This window comes from Nonomuraea sp. NPDC049158 (assembly GCF_040648335.1).
Classification (GTDB): domain Bacteria; phylum Actinomycetota; class Actinomycetes; order Streptosporangiales; family Streptosporangiaceae; genus Nonomuraea.
The window spans coordinates 71,042-87,132 of sequence record NZ_JBEZDM010000011.1; the positions used below are offsets into that span (position 1 = coordinate 71,042).

Sequence of the window (16,091 nt, forward strand, 5' to 3'; positions counted from 1 at the left end):
CCTGCTGGGCGCGGGACTACTCTCGCGGGACTGAGATGGCTCTTGGAGAAAGAGCGGTCGAGTTGATTGGGGAACGACGCCGCCACGCCTCAGAGCAGGGTGCCGCCCGTCACCTCGAAACCGGCGAGCGCCTCGTCGACGCGGGCCAGCGTGTCGGGGTGCAGGACGAGGTCGGCGGCGGCCAGGTTCTCCTCGATGTGCGCGGGCGTGCGACTGCCCGGGATGGCCACCACGTGCTCGTACTGGTGCAGCAGCCAGGCCAGCGCCAGCTGGGCCGGGGTGATGCCCAGACGGGTGGCCAGGTCCCTGATCGGGGCGTAGCGATCGTTGTTGCTCGCCAGGTTGTCGGCGGAGAAGCGGGGCGCGTTGTGCCGGAAGTCGCCCTCGCCAAGCCGCTGGACGGTGCCGGTGAGGAAGCCGTTGCCCAGCGGGCTCCAGGCCACGATCCCCACGCCGAGCTCGCGGGCCGCCTTGAGGAGGTCGGGATCGACCGGCCGCCACATCGACCATTCGTTCTGTACGGCCGCCACCGGGTGCACGGCGTGCGCCCTGCGCAGCTCGTCGGCGGTCACGTTCGACAGGCCGAGGTGCCTGACCAGACCGGCCTCGACCAGCTCGGCCATCGCTCCGGCCGTCTCCTCGATCGGTACGCCCGGGTCCACATAGTGCGCGTAGTACAGGTCGATCACGTCGGTGTCCAGGTTGCGCAGGCTCCGCTCGGCGTAGCGGCGGACCAGCCTCGGCTCGGCGTTCACCCGCAGCTCGCCGAACGCGTAGCCCACCGGGTGCGACCTGCTCGCCTCCCCCTCCGGGACGGCCAGGCCGAACTTGGTGGCGACCACCACCTCAGCACGCCGTCCCTTGATCGCCCGGCCGACCAGGCGTTCGTTGTGGCCGTTCACGCCGTAGGCGTCACTGGTGTCGATGTGTACCGCTCCGGCATCAAGTGCCGCCTTGAGCGCTGTTTCCGCGCGGGTGTCGTCGATGTCGCCGTACACGCCGGGTGACAGCACCATCGCGCCGAAGCCGATCGCGGGGACCGTCAGGTTGTTGCCAAGTTCACGGGTCTTCATGCGGTTCATCCTGCTGGCGGGACGGGCGGCGCGTCCAAGACCTTCTGCTATAACCATCGGTTATGGACGTGCACCTGCGTGACTTGCGCTATTTCGTGGCGGTCGCCGAGGAGCTGAACGTGACCCGGGCCGCCGAGCGGCTGTTCGTCTCCCAGCCCGCGCTGTCCAAGCAGTTGAGGGCGCTGGAACGGCAGCTCGGCTTCGACGTGTTCGAGCGCGTACCCACCGGGGTGGTCCTCACCAGGCAGGGCGAGGCGCTGTTGCCGGTGGCGCGCGAGCTGCTCGACCGGTGGAGTGCCGGGCTGGAGACCGCCAGGGCCGCCGCGCCCACGGGCACCCTGGTCATCGGCATGCAGACGGCCGTCGGGCGGGGGTTGCAGCATGAGGCGCTGCGCCTGTTCCGGGCGGCGATGCCCGGCTGGGAGGTGTCGCTGCGGCTGGTCGGCTGGGACGACCCCAGCGGCGGCCTGGCCGACGGCGGCTCCGACGTGGCCTTCATCTGGCTGCCCGTGCCGGAAGGGCTGAGCACGCATGTTCTGGCCACCGAGGGCAGAGGCGTGGCCATGCCGGACGATCATCCCCTCGCCGGGCTGGCGGAGATCCCGTTCGAGGCCCTGCGCGACGAGCCGTTCATCGCGCTGCCCGCCTCGGCCGGGCCGCTGCGTGACTACTGGCTCGCCCGCGAGCTCCGTACCGACGAACCGGTCATCGGGGTCACGGCCAACACGCCTGAAGAGGTGTTCGAGGCCGTGACCAGCGGCCTGGGCGTCGTGCTGGTGGCCGAGGGCAACGCCGCGCTCTACACGCGGCCGGGCCTGGTCTACCGGCCGGTGACCGGCCTCCCGCCGGGTGAGCTGGCCATCGCCTGGCGCTCCGGCGATAAAAGACGAGAAGTCAGGGTATTCATCGACGCGCTTCGAGAGAGCGCCACTAAGGTCTGACCGATACGGATCCCGCGAAAGGGCGACCCATGAGCGACGACTACGCGATCACCTTCAATCTGATCGACGTTGACAAAGACGGGCGGATCTCCGCCACAGAGCTGGTCGGGCTGATGGACGTGCTCGGCCAGCCGATCACGCTGGAGGCCGCGCAGGCCGGGGTGGAGAAGCTCGACAAGGACGGTGACGGCCTGATCGACGTGGAGGAGTTCGGCGCCTTCCTGCAGAGGTAAAACAAGCACTTGCTACACAAACCTCTGCCGCACGGGTAACAATGGCGACAGGAGGGACGATGGCCATCAAGAGTGACACCAGCGAGACCCGGATCTCCGCGGACATCGTGAAGACGCTCAGGGCCGGAATCGGCCGGATCTCCGCCGAGGTGATCGCGGAGATCCAGGCTCGCATCCCCGAGTACGCCAGGCCGTCCGACGAGGTCTACATCAAGGTCGTCAGGATGGCCGTCGAGCAGGCCATCGACGGCTTCCTCGACCACATCCAGGACCCCGCCGCCCCCTGGGACCCCGAGCCGTTCCGCATGATCGGCAAGGGCGAGGCGGCGGAGGGCCGCAATCTCGAGCCGCTGCAGACCGCGATGCGGCTGGGCGCCAGGGTCGGCTGGCGGCGGCTGACCGAGATCGCCGACACCCTCGGGCTGTCCCCGCAGTCCCTGTACGACCTGGGCGAGGCCATCTTCGTCTACCTCGACCAGCTCGCCGACGCCGCGGCCGAGGGCTTCGACGAGGCCAGGGCGCACGCGGCGGGCGAGATCGAGCGCCGCCGCAACCGCCTGCTCGACCTGCTGCTGAGCCGCCCGCCCGCCGGCGCGGAGGCCATCTCCGACCTGGCCAAGGCCGCCGGGTGGCGGCTGCCCAAGACCGTGGCCTGCGTCGCGCTCGACGACCAGCACGGCACCTGCCGCTCGCCCGCGATGCCGCCCGACGTACTGATGGGCCTGGACCGAGCCACGCCCTGCCTGCTCATACCCGACCCGAACGGCCCCGGCCAGGCGCGCATGCTGGAGAGCGCGCTCCGCGGCTACCTGGGCGCCATCGGGCCGCCCGTGCCCCTGCCCGCCGCCGCGGCGTCGCTGCGGTGGGCGGCCGAGGCGCTGGAGCTGTCCGGGCGCGGCGTGCTGCCGCGCGGCCTGCTGCACTGCGCGGACCACATGGCGACGCTGGTCGTGTTCAAGGACGAGGAGCTGGTCAACGCGCTGGCGGAGGTACGCCTGGCGCCACTGGCCCACCTGCGGCCCACGCAGCAGGACCGGCTGGCGGAGACGCTGCTGGCCTGGCTGCGGTACGGCCGGGGGGCGGGTGAGGTGGCGGCTCGGCTGCACGTGCATCCGCAGACGGTCCGTTATCGGTTACGGCAGCTCGAGGAGCTCTACGGCGACCAGCTCGCCGATCCGGACGTCCGCTTCGAGCTGGAGATCGTGCTCCGTGCTCGCCGGGCCGCCCTGAACGTCATACACGGAAAAGTCTGAGGCGCTCCTCGCCGATGCGCTCGCGGAGGCGGCCATCCTCGATGCCGAGGTCCTGTTCGGGGGCCAGCGCGAGCACGCCGACCTTGCCGACGTGCTGGTTCAGTTGTACGGCGCGCGCCGCGTCCGCCGCCTCTTCCAGCGGGTACACCCGGGAGAGCGTGGGATGGACCATGCCGAGCGAGATGAGCCGGTTGACCTCGTGGCATTCCTGGTAGTTCGCGCCGTGGGAGCCGATGATCTGCTTGAGCCGCATCCACAGGTGGCGGTTGTCGTAGGCGTGGTCGTACCCGCTGGACGAGCCACACGTGACCACCTTTCCACCCTTTTTCGCGACATATACCGAAGCGCCGAAAGTGTCCTTTCCGGTGTGCTCGAACACGATGGCCGGGTCCTCCCCCACCAACCGCCTGACCTCCGCCCCCAGCCCGCGCCAGCCCTTCTCATCGGTCAGGTCGTCGAACCGTGAGCGGTCGACGACGTGCTCGCAACCCATCGCGCGCAGCAGCGCGGCCTTCTCCGGCGAGCTCACCACGCCGACGGGGATGCCGCCGCCGTTCCTGACGAGCTGCACACCGTACGCGCCGAGGCCGCCCGTCGCTCCCCACAGCAGCACCACGTCGCCCTGCTTCATCCGGGCGCCGCGCTCACCGACCAGCATCCGGTACGCCGTCGACGCGCACAGCATGTTGCACGCCGCCTCCTCCCAGCTCAGATGCCTCGGCTTGGGCAGCAACTGGGTCGCCTTGACCACCGCGAACTCCGCCAGCCCGCCGAAGTTCGTCTCGAACCCCCACGCGCGCAGGTCCGCGGCCAGCATCCCGTCGTGCTGGACGATCGGGTCCTGGCTGTCGAGGTACGCGGGACTGGTGACCACGCGATCCCCGGGACGCCAGTGCCGTACCGCCTGACCCGCCCTGACGACCACCCCGGCCGCGTCGGAGCCGAGCACGTGGGTGGGCAGGTCGTGGCGCGGATCCGTACGGCCGAACCGCTCCAGGAACGCGAACGTCGGGATCGGCTCGAACATGGCCGACCAGACCGTGTTGAAGTTGATCGCGCTGGCCATGACCGCGACAAGCACCTCATCGGGGGCCAGCTCCGACATCGGCACCTCTCCTACGTGGAGCGACCTCCGCACGTCCTTGTCCGGACCGTCCTTGTCCGGGGCGTCTTTGTCCGGGGCGTCGAACATGCCGACCTCGTCCTTGCGCAGGTGAACGGCCCGATAGCGTGTCGGCACCTCCAGGCTCGCCAGCTCGGCAGGCGCCGCGCCCGCCACCACGGCCTCTGCCAGCGTCATGCGAGCCTCCTCTTCAGATCGGCGGCGATGCCTTCGACGTGGGGTGGATCGAGCAGATTGAGATGATGCGCGCCGGGAACCTCGATGATCTCCAGACGCGGGCTGTACGGGCGGAAACCACGGGCCGGATCGTCCGCGTGGGCGTACCGCACGTCCTCGACCGCCCAGGGGGTCGGCTCCGTGGACCGGTAGAGGAGCACGTCGCCCAGGTACGGCCCGGGCTCGTAGCGGTCGATGGCCCTGGTGTCCTCGTGCGAGGTGATCTGGTGACGCAGGATGGCCGGGCTGAGCAACTCAGGCACACCGGACTCCGCGATCCGCTCCTCGGCCAGCGCCAGCTGCCCACGCTCGTCGAGCGCCCGGAGCTCGGGCAGGTTGAGGCGGACCCGGACGCCGTAGGTGTCACGCAGATAGGCCGCGAAGTCCACGTACCGCCGAGCCTGGATCTCCCGCCGCCGCTCCTCGGACACCCGCTCGGGCAGCCCCGAGTCGATCATCACGACCAGCTCGACGTCGTCGCCCAGCCGTCTGGCGATCTCGAACGCCAGGATCCCCCCGAACGACCAGCCACCCAGCCGGTACGGCCCCGGACAGGTCCGCTTGACGGCCTCGGCGTAGCGGGCTGCACGTTCCGGGATGCCCAGCTCAGCCGCGTCGTCCAGCCGCTCCAGGCCGATGACCGGGAGGTCCAGGCGGGCGGCCAGCAGGGCATACACGCCTGTGGTGCCACCGGCGGGGTGGGCCAGGAACAGCGGCCTGCCGCCGGTCTTTTCGATGCGGTCGGTCCGTTCGGTGCGGTCGGTCCATTCGGTCCCGGTCCGTTCGGTGCGGTCGGTCCGCTCGGTGCGGTCGGTCCGTTTGGTCCCGGTTCGTTCGGTGAGGGGTCTGACGGTGGCGAGCCCGGCTTCGGCCGCCTCACCCTGGCGTACGGCATCGGCGACCTCGGCCACCCGCACACTCTCCCGCGCTCTCGCCTGTCCGCCACCTGTCGCGACCGGTCTGCCGAGTTCGAGGCGGAGAAGGTCGAGGGTCTTCGCCAACGTGTCGGGCGCGATGGTCTCGGTGATGGAGGGTTCGCGCCCCAGCAGGCCGGCCAGCACCCGAACCACCTGCCGCTCCGCCGCATCCCTCAGCCCGACCACCGCACGCCCGTTGAAGGCACCCGACGGTCCCGCTGCGGCGGGCACCGGATCTGTCGCCGCGTCCACGTGACCTGCCGCGGCAGGCGCCGGACCTGCCATCCCGTCCGTCTGATCTGTCACCGTGCCCTGACCCGCTGCGGCGGAGGCCGGACCTGCCGTCGCGGCGCCCTGACCTGCAGTGACGCGCGGTATCTTAAGCTGCGGGAGATCCAGTTCGGCGGTGACGGTCCTGGCCAGTTCGCCCAAGGTCCCGCCGTTGAGCAGTGGCGCCGTCGAGATCGTGACGCCGAAGTCGTACTCGATCAGGCCACGCAGCCGGGTGGCGGCCAGCGAGTCGAGCCCGCGGACGGTGAGCACGGCGCCCTCGTCGAGCCACACTGGCTCCACCCCTAGCACGGCCGCAACCCGCTCCCTGACGGCGGCCAGCACCCCCTCAGGCCCGAGGTCGCGCTGCACCTCTGGAGCGAGGTCAGCGACGTCCGAGAAGTACGGAAGGCGACCGATCCCAGGAAACACTGACAAAGCCGCAGCTGGGGCGATCCTGACCACCCCCGCGCACCGGTCACGCTGGATCAACGCCTCAAACGCCTCAACGCCCTCCTCGGCGGTCAGCGGCTCGACGCCCGGCATGGTGGCGGCACCGGACCACGTACCCCAGCCAATGGCGATGGCGGGCAGCCCCCGGGCGCGACGCAGTCGGCAGAGGGCCTCCAGCCAGGCGTTGGCCGTGGCGTAAGCGGCCTGCCCGGGAGAGCCGAGCAGCGCGGCAGCGGAGGAGAAGGCCACCCACCAGTCGAGGTCCAGGTGTTCGGTGGCCCGGTGGAGGTTGAGCGCGCCGTCCACTTTGGCGGCCCAGACCCGTTCGAGGCTGCTGGGGTCGAGGTCGGCGACCAGACGGTCGTCCAGGACCCCGGCCGCGTGTACGACTCCGCGCAGCCGTACCCCTCCCGCGGTCGCGGCCGCAACGAGTCGCTCGGCCGTACCTTGAGCGGCCAGATCACCCGCCACCACCTGGGCGACGCCCGCGAGATCGCTGGGCACGGGAATGGCGGACCGGCCGTTCAGCACGATGCGGGTGGCGCCAAGGCGGGCCAGCCGACGCGCGACGACCAGCCCGAGCCTCCCGTACCCACCGGTGATCACATACCCCCCGGGCCCCGCGACCGCCATGGCCGAACGCAAGGTCGCCGAACGCGGCGTCGCCGGATCGAAGACCGCCGGGCAAGGGGGCGCGGGGGCGGGGGCCGCCGGGCCGAGGGTCGCGGAGCCGGGGGTTGCCGGGCCAGGGGCCGTCGGGCCGAGGGTCGCGGAGGCGGAGGCCGCCGAGCGGGAGGTCGCCGGGGCGGGGGTCAGGGTGGCGCGGCGCAGTCGGGCCGCGTAGCGGACGCCGTCGCGCCAGGCCACCTCGTCGTCTCCGGTCGGGGTGGCGAGTTCCTGTGGCAGCACGCCGGGGTCGTCGACGTCCACCAGCCTGACGCGGGCTTCGGGACGCTCCAGCGCCAGCACTCTGACCAGCCCGCTCAGCGAGGCGGGACCGGGATCTGCGGCCTCTCCGTCCTGTACGGTCTGAGCGCGTTCGGTGACGATCGTGAGCTGTGTCCCCTGGTCGGCGAGGCGGGCCAGGTCCAGGATCAACCGCCGAGCCGCCGGCGGCTCCAGCAGCCGCGCAACCCGCACAACAGCGCCCGACCCTTCCGCCGCCTCTTGGACCTCGCCCGCCCGAGTCGTCGGCAAGAGGGCGGGGACCCAGACGCGTTCGACGAGCTTGGCGTCGAGGGACACCGGGATGCTCGATGCCGGAAGCTCCCAGCTCTCGACCCCGTGGAGCGTGCCGTCCGCCGCCACCCGCCGTACCCTCTCCAGGACCTCGGGTGGCTCAGCCGACTGCGTGTCCAGGGCTTCGGGCGACGCGGCCGGCTGCGTGAGGCTGGCCGAGCCGTAGATGGTCCAGGAGCCTGCGGCGTTCTTGGCGGCCACCTCGACCCGCATATCCGCCAAAGTGACCGTCACCTGTGCGGGCAGAGGAAGCAGCGCGTGCAGGGCCACCTCGTACAGCTCCACCCCGCACGACTCCACCCCGCACGACTCCACCCCGCACGGCTCCACCCCGCACGGCTCCACAGCGCCGTACACCTCCATGGCCGCGGCGTGCGCCAGTCTGGCCACGGCGGTGAGCGGGAGCACGGGGTGGCCGTGGCGGTGCCAGTCGGACGGGTCCAGGCGCCAGGGCGCGTCGGCGAGGTCGTCGAGCGCGGTGGTCCACGCGTGTCCGGCCGGGGTCTCGACGTGCGCGCCGAGCAGGCGGTGCCCTGGCGGGCGGCGGTACGGGGTGACCCAGTGGCGGGTGTGCCGCCACGGCGCTCCTGGTACGTCCACCACTCGGCCACGCGTCCTGGGCGTGATGGCGGTGGCCACGGTGGCGAGTTGGGCGTGGAAGGCGTGGTCGTGGTGGCGTTCGAGGGAGTGGGTGATCATCGTCGAGGACGGGAGCGTGTCCTGGAGCGCCTGGCCCAGCACGGGGTGCGGGCTGACCTCGGTGAAGACGGTGAATCCGTCCTCGGCGGCGGCCCGTACGGCCTGGAGGAGGCGTACCGGTCGGCGCACGCCCGCAGCCCAGTACGCGGCCTCGAATGTGGGGGACTCACGAGGGTCGTCCAAGACCGTCGAGTAGAACGGCAGGCGCGGCTTGGCTGGGGTGATGGCGGCCAGCTCGTTCCTGATCTTCGGCAGCAGGGGGGCTACCTGGGGTGAGTGTCCGGCGCCTTCGGTGGTGAGTGTTCTGGCGAACAGACCTCGTGCCTCGACCTCCGCCACGAACCGGGCGACCCGCTCGGGAGCGCCGGTGACGACGGTCTGGTTCGGGGCGGAATGAACCGCCACATACAGGCCGTCGGGCACCTCTTCAGCAGCCACCCCGACCACGGCCATCGCCCCACCACCGCCAGCGCCACCACCACCCCCATCGCCGCCGCCGCGACTGTGACCACCACCGCCATCGCGACCGCCGCCGCCACCGTGACTGCGGCCACCACCGCCATCGCCAGCGCCAGCGCGGCCACCGTGACGACGACCACCGTCGCCACCGAGGCCGCCGAGGCTGGCCAGGAGGCGGGCGCGGCGGCAGATCACGCGTACCGCGTCGTGCTGGTCGAGGCCACCTGCCACCACGGCGGCCGCCACCTCGCCCATCGAGTGGCCGATCACGGCGGCGGGCTCGATGCCGTACGCCTGCCACAGGCGGGCCAGGGCGAGCTGGACGGCGAAGATCATGGGCTGGACGGTGGCCACGCCCTGGGCCTCCGGGGCGTGGAGGTCGATGCCGGCCTCGGCTCGGAGCAGGGGCGCGAGCTCGTCGATGGCCTGCTTGTAGGGCGGCTCCGTTTCGTACAGGTGGTGGCCCATGGCCGGCCACTGCGAGCCGTACCCGCTGAAGACCCACACCGGGCCGACCGGCGCCAGGGGGACGGGCCGGGGCGTGACGGCGGCGAGGCGGTCACGCAGCTCGGCCGGGGTAGCGGCGGTCACAACGGCGGCCGCGCGAGCGCCACTGGCTCGCCTGGCCAGGGTGTGGGCCACGTCGCCGAGGTCGGCCGAGGGCTGCCAGGCGGCCAGGGTCTCGGCGTACTGCCGCACACGATCGGACGTGGCACCGGTGAGCACGAAGACGTGCTGGGCGGGCGCGGGCTGCGTTAGCTGAGCAGGGAGGGGCTGCGGGGGTTGCGTGCGAACGGGCTGGGCGGCCGATGAGGCGGTCGAGCGGGCGGAAGCCGCTTCCCCCACCGCCCGATAGGCGGCCAGAGCGATGTGTGCGTTGGTGCCGCCGAAGCCGAACGATGACACCCCCGCGCGTGCGTCCGGCCGGGGCCACCGCGTCGGCGAGGTGACCACCCGCAGTCTCTCCCAGGGGATGTGCGGGTTCGGCTGCCGGAAGTGAAGGCTGGGCGGGATCACGCCGTGCCACAGCGCCAGGACCGTCTTGATGAGCCCCGCGACCCCGGCCGCCGCCTCCAGGTGGCCGAGGTTCGTCTTGGCCGAGCCGAGCAGTACCTGCCCGGGAAACGCCGCGGCGATGGCCCGCGCCTCGATGGGGTCCCCGAGGAATGTGCCCGTTCCGTGCGCCTCCACGTAGTCGGGCCCCCGGTCCAGACCCGCGTACACCTCCCGCAGCAGAGCCTCCTGTGCCTCGGGGTTGGGGGCGACGAGGCCGTTGGATCGGCCGTCCTGGTTGACGCCGGTCTCCGTGATCACGGCCAGCACGCGGTCACCGTCCCGTTCGGCGTCCGTCAGGCGTTTGAGTACGACGACGCCGCAGCCCTCGGCGCGTACCATGCCGTCGGCCGACGCGTCGAACGCCTTGCACCGCCCGTCCGCCGCCGTACCGCCGCCCTGGTCGAAGGCGACCGTGACCAGGGGCGACAGCAGCAGGTTCACCCCGGCGGCCAGGGCCAGGTCGCACTCCCCCGATCTCAGGGCGCCCACCGCGAGGTGGGTGGCGACGAGGGAGGATGAGCAGGCCGTGTCCACCGCCATCGAGGGGCCACGCAGGTCGAGGAGGTAGGACAGGCGGTTCGCGGCGATGCTGAGCGCCGCGCCGGTGGCCGTCCACGCGCCGACGCCGGCCAGGTCCGCACTGGTCAAGTAGGCGTACTCGGCGCCGGAGATGCCGACATACGTCCCGGTACGGCTGCCGCCCAGCGACCTCGGCGCGATGCCGCCGTGTTCCAGCGCCTCCCAGGCCGTCTCCAGGAGCAGCCGCTGCTGCGGATCCATGAGCGCCGCCTCGCCCGGCGCGATCCCGAAGAACTCCGCGTCGAACCCGGCCACATCCTCCAGGAACCCGCCGTACCTGGTCGTCCCGGCCAGTACCTCCTCCGTACGCGCCGATCCGTCGTCGAACGCCTCCCACCGGCCCGCGGGCACCTCGCCGACCGCGTCCCGCCCGTCGAGCAGCAGTTCCCAGTACGCCCCGGGGCCGTGCGCGCCCGGCAACCGGCACCCCACTCCGACCACCGCCACCGGCTCACCCAGGTCGCCGGGGATCTCTGCCCTGTCCTCCTGAGGCGGTCCGGCGAGTGCGCGGGCCAGGCGGTTGATCGTCGGGTGTTCCCAGGCCAGGGTTGGGCTCAGCTGCCTGTCGAGCAGTTCGGCCAGCTCGCCCGCGATCGCCACCGCGTCACGTGACGACAGGCCGTACTCCTCCAGCGGCCGTTCCGGATCGACCCGCTCGACGCCGCGTGACGCGATCCGCTCGGTGAGGAAGCGGCGGATGTCGGCTTCGCCCAGTACGTTCACGAGGGCTCCCATGCTGCCGGGTGATCGGCCAACATACCCATCCGCCGTGGCGCCGGGGCAGGCCCGTACCGAACATTCCTCGGGTCTGATTTGTCACGCGAGTGATAACCCCGGGTTTTGTCCGGCAGAGCGCACCTAACGGCGATATTTCGTTGCATTGGGGCATAGCTGGGCCGGTGCCCGGGCCCCTAGCCTCGCCTCCGGTCTCACTTGCGAACCTCCGGTCTCACTTGCGAACCTCCGGTCTCACTTGCGAAGGGGAGCTCTCATGCGATCCCGCGCCCACACCCTGCTGGCACTGGCGACGACGGTGCTCCTCGTCGGCTCGAACGCCACTCCCGCGCTCGCCGATCCGGGCTGGTCGCTCGTGCCCGACGGAAAATCGACCACCACGGGCACTGACGGTGGACGCCCCACGGCGGCCCCCAAGACCGCGACGACCTACATGCCCGGCCAGAAAGCCCTCCCCGGCAGCGCCCGCGTCGTGCGGGAGAGGTGGCTGAGCCCTCGCATGCTCGACCTCCTCATCTCCTCACCGTCGATCGGCCTGCTGACGCCGGTCCGCCTGCTGCTCCCCAAGGGCTGGTCCAAGCAGGCGAACCGCACCTGGCCCGTCCTGTACCTCCTGCACGGCGGCGCCGACAACTACACGTCCTGGACCCGCATGACCGACATCGCCGACTTCACCGAGAACCTGGACGCCATGGTCGTCATGCCGGAAGCAGGCCGAGCCGGCAACTACTCCGACTGGTACAACGGCGGCAAGGGCGGCACCCCGGCGTGGGCCACGTTCCACACGTACGAGGTGCGGCGGCTGCTGGAGATCGGCTACCGAGCGGGCACCCGGCGCGCCGTGGCCGGCTTGTCGATGGGCGCGTACGGGGCGATGAAGTACGCGGCCCGCTATCCGGGGATGTTCCGCTTCGTCGGCGCGTACAGCGGCATCATGGCCACCGAGATCCCCGGCATCCCAGCGATCATCATGAACGCCCAGGCCAGCGAGAAGCAGGACCCCAAAGCCCTGTGGGGCGACCCCATCCGCGACAGGCAGATCTGGGCGGCCAACGACCCCGTGGCCCTGGCCCCGAGGCTGAGGGGCGTCTCCATCTACATGTCCAGCGGCACGAACAGCTTCATGGGCCCCCTGGACCCGCCCGGCTCCCCCTGGCACCCGGCCCACCTGGGCGAACCCATCTCCGCCTACACGGTCAAAGCCCTGAGCAAGCGCCTGAACAGCCTGGGTATCCAGCACACTCTGAACCTGTACGGCAACGGCACCCACACCTGGCCGTACTGGATCAGGGAGTTCAAGAACTCGTACCCCATGATCTTGACCGCGCTGGGCCTGCCGGGCGGCGGCCCGCCCAAACTGGACACGACAGACCGCCAGGGCGACTGGCAATTGGCCAACCCCCGGCCCTGAGCCTGTCACCGCCTGCGCTCGACGGCTTTCCGGACGCCAATAAATCGGGCATAAGGCCGATGTTCCTGGGTATTCACGCCCGAAAACCGAACCACTGCGGCGAATGTGGCGTTCTAAGATCTCGCGGTGGCGCATACTGGAGTAGATGAAGCCACCCAGCGCCGCGACCCGGCGCCACCTGCCCACCAGCCCCTTCAAGCCCCCGCCTCCGGCCCCGCCGGTCGAGCAGTTCAGCATGCACGACCAGGTGTCCCACGACCGCTACGGTCTCGGTCGGGTCATCGGCGTCGAGGACGAAGCCGTCCTCATCGACTTCGGATCACGACAGGAACGCATCACGACCCCATACGCCAAACTGATCAAACTCTGAAACCGCCTGGCACTACCTGAAGCGGGCAGCGTTCGCCAGAGGGCGCTGTCGGCGTGTGTTGACGCGTGTTTTCGGGCCCGGCCCTGTAAGTATGGTCACCGCCTTCAGGCGCTCCGCGCCGATGGAGCTCGGGCGGTGATAGTGGGGACATGTCCCCACACCTCCGGCGAGGTGACCTTCCGGCCCTCGTGCTCCCCGGGCCCAAGCCGTCTGGCCAGTTCGTGCTATCGGAAATCACCTGCGGCGTACGCCCCAGGGCGGCGAGCCATGACCATCTCCTCATCATGCGACTTGCCTTTGACGTATGGGTCAAGGGTTAGGGTCGCGACGCCATAAGGGCCCCCTGCCCACCGCTGAGGAGCGTCGCATGTCCGCCCTGCCCCGCACGTCCCGCGAAGTCCGGCTAGTCAGCCTGCCCGAAGGCCTGCCGAGGCCGGAGCACTTCGAGGTCGTCGAGACGCCATTGCCCGTGCCCGAAAAAGGCCAGGTACTGGTCCGCAATCGCTTCTTCCACGTCTTCGCCGCACTCCGCACCCTGATCGGCGGAGGGGTGAAGGGTGCGCCGTTCCCTCCGCTCCTCCCCGGAGACACCCTGTTCGGGGCGGCGATCGGTGAGGTCGTGTCCGCGCCCGCGGACAGTGGGCTGCGCCCCGGCGAGCTGGTCTCGCACTGGCTCGGGTGGCGCGAGTACGCGGCCATGGCCGCGGCCCAGTGCACCCCGCTGGGTGACACGCTGCCCGACCCTGTCGCGCATCTGGCCCAGGGCTGGACGGCGTACGCCGCGTTGACCCAGGGCGCCGAGGTACGGCCGGGCGACACGGTGTTCGTCTCCGGCGGCGCCGGCTCGGTCGGCTCGCTGGCCGGGCAGATCGCCCGGTTGCTCGGCGCGGGCCAGGTGATCGGCAGCACCGGCTCGCGGGAGAAGGCTGAGCGGCTGGTGTCCGAGCTGGGGTACGACGCCGCCGTGATCCGCGGCGCGGCGCCGATCGACGAGCAGCTCGCCAAGCTCGCGCCAGGCGGCATCGACGTCCTCCTGGACAACGTCGGCGGCGAACAGCTCCAGGCGGCGGTGTCCGCGGCCCGGCCCGGGGCGCGATTCGTCCTGGTCGGCGCACTGTCCGGCCAGATGTCGGCACACGGCACCGGTACGACGTCGCCGATCGAACTGGACACCTACCAGCTCATCCTCAAGGGCATCGCCATGCGTGGCTTCAGTGCCCCGGACGACGCGGGGGCGCGATCACAGTGGACCGAGCGCTTCGGCGGCTGGCTGCGTTCCGGCGAGATCACCTTCCCGCATGTACGGGTGCCGGGCATCGAGCAGGCTCCCCAGGCGTTGCACGAGATGATCGGCGGACGGCATCTCGGAGCCGTCGTCGTAGAGCTGTAGTCATCTTTGGAGGACCGATGCGGATCGGCGACGCGGCGGCAGCGGCGGGCACGACGCCCCGGGCACTGCGCTTCTACGAGCAGCGCGGGCTGCTGCCCCCGGCGCCGCGCACGATGACCGGGCAGCGGGAGTACGGGCCCCGTGACGTGGCGCTGGTGCGGATCATCCGCGAGCTGCTGTCACTGGGGCTGACGGTCGAGGACGTACGCAGCTGCGCCGAACGCCTCCACCTCCTGGAGGGCGAGGCGTTGCCGCCGTACGGCAGCAACGGCTGCACCCAGGGCACCGGAGTCGTCCAGCGCCGGCTCACCGCGCTGGACGAGGAGATCTCCCGCCTGACGGCGCTGCGTGAGCGCCTCGCCGCCAGGGTCGGCACAGTGAGTTGATCAGGCGGTGTGCAGATACACCTGTCCGAACACCTCGGACAGCTTCTTGAGGTCCGTGGCCGAGTCGACTTCCGGCGCCGACGGGTCGTAGATCGTGGCCAGCCGGGGACGGATCGAGGTCAGCTTCTTCAGCTGGTCCCAGGTGGCGTTCGCCGCCCACTTCTCGCCGTACAGCCTGCTGACCTGGCCCTGGTCGTTCTGCCAGCGGGACCAGAGGGTGACCGTCTCGGCGGCGTCGGCCTGGAGCGGTGCGGCGATGCGGTCGGTGATCGACTTGGCGGCCTGCTCGGCGGTCAGCTGCGGCGAGCCCACGGCGGCGAAGCCCGCGTCTTCCGCGGCGATCTGACCGTAGGAGTCCCAGGCGCGGGCCCTGACCTGGATCCACTGGTTGCGCTGGGCCTCGGTGGCGTCGATCTTCCAGGTGGCGTACTCGGTCGCCAGGTGCCCGCCGTCCAAGGCGAGCTGGTCGACGAGGCCCTTGGTGAGCCAGGCGCCGATCCGCTCGGGGTCGAGCAGCGGGTACTTCTTGGTCACCTCGGCCTTGCACGTGTCGTTGGCGCCGCAGCCGAGCACCGGCACCAGCGTGTGCACGGCCAGCTTCTTGCCCGGCGCGAGGTTGCGGAGCGTGGTGGTGGCCTCCGCGACGAACTTGTCCATCTCGTCAGCCGTCTCGAACGTCTTGTTGAACCCGAGCTGCGAGCTGAACCTGATCCCCACGGCCCCCTGCTGCGCCGCGACCGCGGCGACCTTCTTGGCCGCCTCGGCGAGCTTGCCCGCCTTCCAGTCGTCGGCCAGCTCCGCGTCGATCCAGACGCGCATCCCGGCCGCGGCGGCGGCCTTGACGGCCTGGCCGCCGGCGGACTTCTCGGCAGCCTGGATCTCGGACTTGGACAGGCCCTCGGGGTTGACGAAGCACTCCTCGCCGGACTGGCACTCGGGCGAGCCGCCGTCCTCGGCGCCGTCGACATCGGGCGAGTCGACGTCGTGCAGCTGGCCGTCGCCCTCGGAGTCGTTGGCGCACTCGTTGCCGGCTTCGGTGCAGTCGACGTAGATCGGGTTCAGCGGGCCGGCTTCCTGCAGGTGCTCGCCGTCGTTGGAGAGCCAGAAGTTGGCGATGTCCCGCGCCTCGTCGGGGGTGGCCATCCAGCGGCATACCACGTACGCCGGGGTGTCGCCGGACATCAGGTCGTTGCAGCTGCGCGGATCGTCCTCCGACCAGGCTGGAACGCCTATGCCCAGCAGTGAGAGTGCCAATCCGATGACGAAAATCTTCCTCAGTCGCATGGCG

General features: G+C 70.9%; 11 protein-coding genes. 7 read left to right on the forward strand and 4 right to left on the reverse strand.

Annotated elements, in window-relative coordinates; translation table 11 throughout:
• Positions 1 to 89: 89 nt before the first annotated feature.
• On the reverse strand, positions 90 to 1,073 hold the full coding sequence (locus tag AB0B61_RS24360) for an aldo/keto reductase (protein WP_358435814.1): 984 nt from the start codon (positions 1,071 to 1,073) through the stop codon (positions 90 to 92).
• 62 nt (positions 1,074 to 1,135) lie between these two features.
• Between AB0B61_RS24360 and AB0B61_RS24365 the strand changes: the two genes are divergently transcribed.
• Genes AB0B61_RS24365 through AB0B61_RS24375 form a run of 3 tightly spaced genes read left to right on the forward strand, consistent with a single transcriptional unit; the run spans position 1,136 to position 3,500 of the window.
• Positions 1,136 to 2,014 carry a LysR family transcriptional regulator gene (locus AB0B61_RS24365; protein WP_358435817.1) on the forward strand — a complete coding sequence of 293 codons (879 nt, stop codon included), beginning with the start codon at positions 1,136 to 1,138 and terminating at the stop codon, positions 2,012 to 2,014.
• Between the two features lie 29 nt (positions 2,015 to 2,043).
• Positions 2,044 to 2,247, forward strand: a complete 204-nt coding sequence (locus AB0B61_RS24370) for an EF-hand domain-containing protein (protein WP_358435820.1) — start codon at positions 2,044 to 2,046, stop codon at positions 2,245 to 2,247.
• Between the two features lie 59 nt (positions 2,248 to 2,306).
• Positions 2,307 to 3,500: a helix-turn-helix domain-containing protein gene (locus AB0B61_RS24375; protein WP_358435822.1), complete on the forward strand. Its 1,194-nt coding sequence runs from the start codon at positions 2,307 to 2,309 to the stop codon at positions 3,498 to 3,500.
• Here the strand turns inward: AB0B61_RS24375 and ccrA are convergent.
• Together ccrA and AB0B61_RS24385 are read right to left on the reverse strand one after the other, a co-directional pair.
• Positions 3,481 to 4,800 carry a crotonyl-CoA carboxylase/reductase gene (gene ccrA, locus AB0B61_RS24380; protein WP_358435824.1) on the reverse strand — a complete coding sequence of 440 codons (1,320 nt, stop codon included), beginning with the start codon at positions 4,798 to 4,800 and terminating at the stop codon, positions 3,481 to 3,483. The two genes, AB0B61_RS24375 and ccrA, sit on opposite strands and share 20 nt — an antisense overlap.
• Complete coding sequence (locus AB0B61_RS24385) at positions 4,797 to 11,234, reverse strand: SDR family NAD(P)-dependent oxidoreductase (protein ID WP_358435826.1); 6,438 nt, start codon at positions 11,232 to 11,234, stop codon at positions 4,797 to 4,799. Before AB0B61_RS24385 ends, ccrA begins: the two co-directional genes overlap by 4 nt.
• A gap of 268 nt (positions 11,235 to 11,502) precedes the next feature.
• Between AB0B61_RS24385 and AB0B61_RS24390 the strand changes: the two genes are divergently transcribed.
• From AB0B61_RS24390 to AB0B61_RS24405, 4 genes are all read left to right on the forward strand, one after another.
• Positions 11,503 to 12,657 carry an alpha/beta hydrolase family protein gene (locus AB0B61_RS24390; protein ID WP_358435829.1) on the forward strand — a complete coding sequence of 385 codons (1,155 nt, stop codon included), beginning with the start codon at positions 11,503 to 11,505 and terminating at the stop codon, positions 12,655 to 12,657.
• 145 nt (positions 12,658 to 12,802) lie between these two features.
• A complete protein-coding gene (locus tag AB0B61_RS24395; protein WP_225300811.1) occupies positions 12,803 to 13,027 on the forward strand; it encodes a hypothetical protein in 225 nt (74 codons plus the stop codon).
• Between the two features lie 367 nt (positions 13,028 to 13,394).
• Positions 13,395 to 14,417, forward strand: coding sequence for an NADP-dependent oxidoreductase (locus tag AB0B61_RS24400; RefSeq protein WP_358435832.1), 1,023 nt, complete (start codon positions 13,395 to 13,397; stop codon positions 14,415 to 14,417).
• 17 nt (positions 14,418 to 14,434) lie between these two features.
• Entirely contained in the window at positions 14,435 to 14,803 is a 369-nt protein-coding gene (locus AB0B61_RS24405; RefSeq protein ID WP_358435834.1) for a MerR family transcriptional regulator, read from the forward strand.
• Here AB0B61_RS24405 and AB0B61_RS24410 read toward each other — a convergent pair whose 3' ends face one another.
• Positions 14,804 to 16,087, reverse strand: a complete 1,284-nt coding sequence (locus AB0B61_RS24410) for a hypothetical protein (protein ID WP_358435836.1) — start codon at positions 16,085 to 16,087, stop codon at positions 14,804 to 14,806. It abuts the gene before it with no gap.
• Between the last annotated feature and the right edge of the window lie 4 nt (positions 16,088 to 16,091).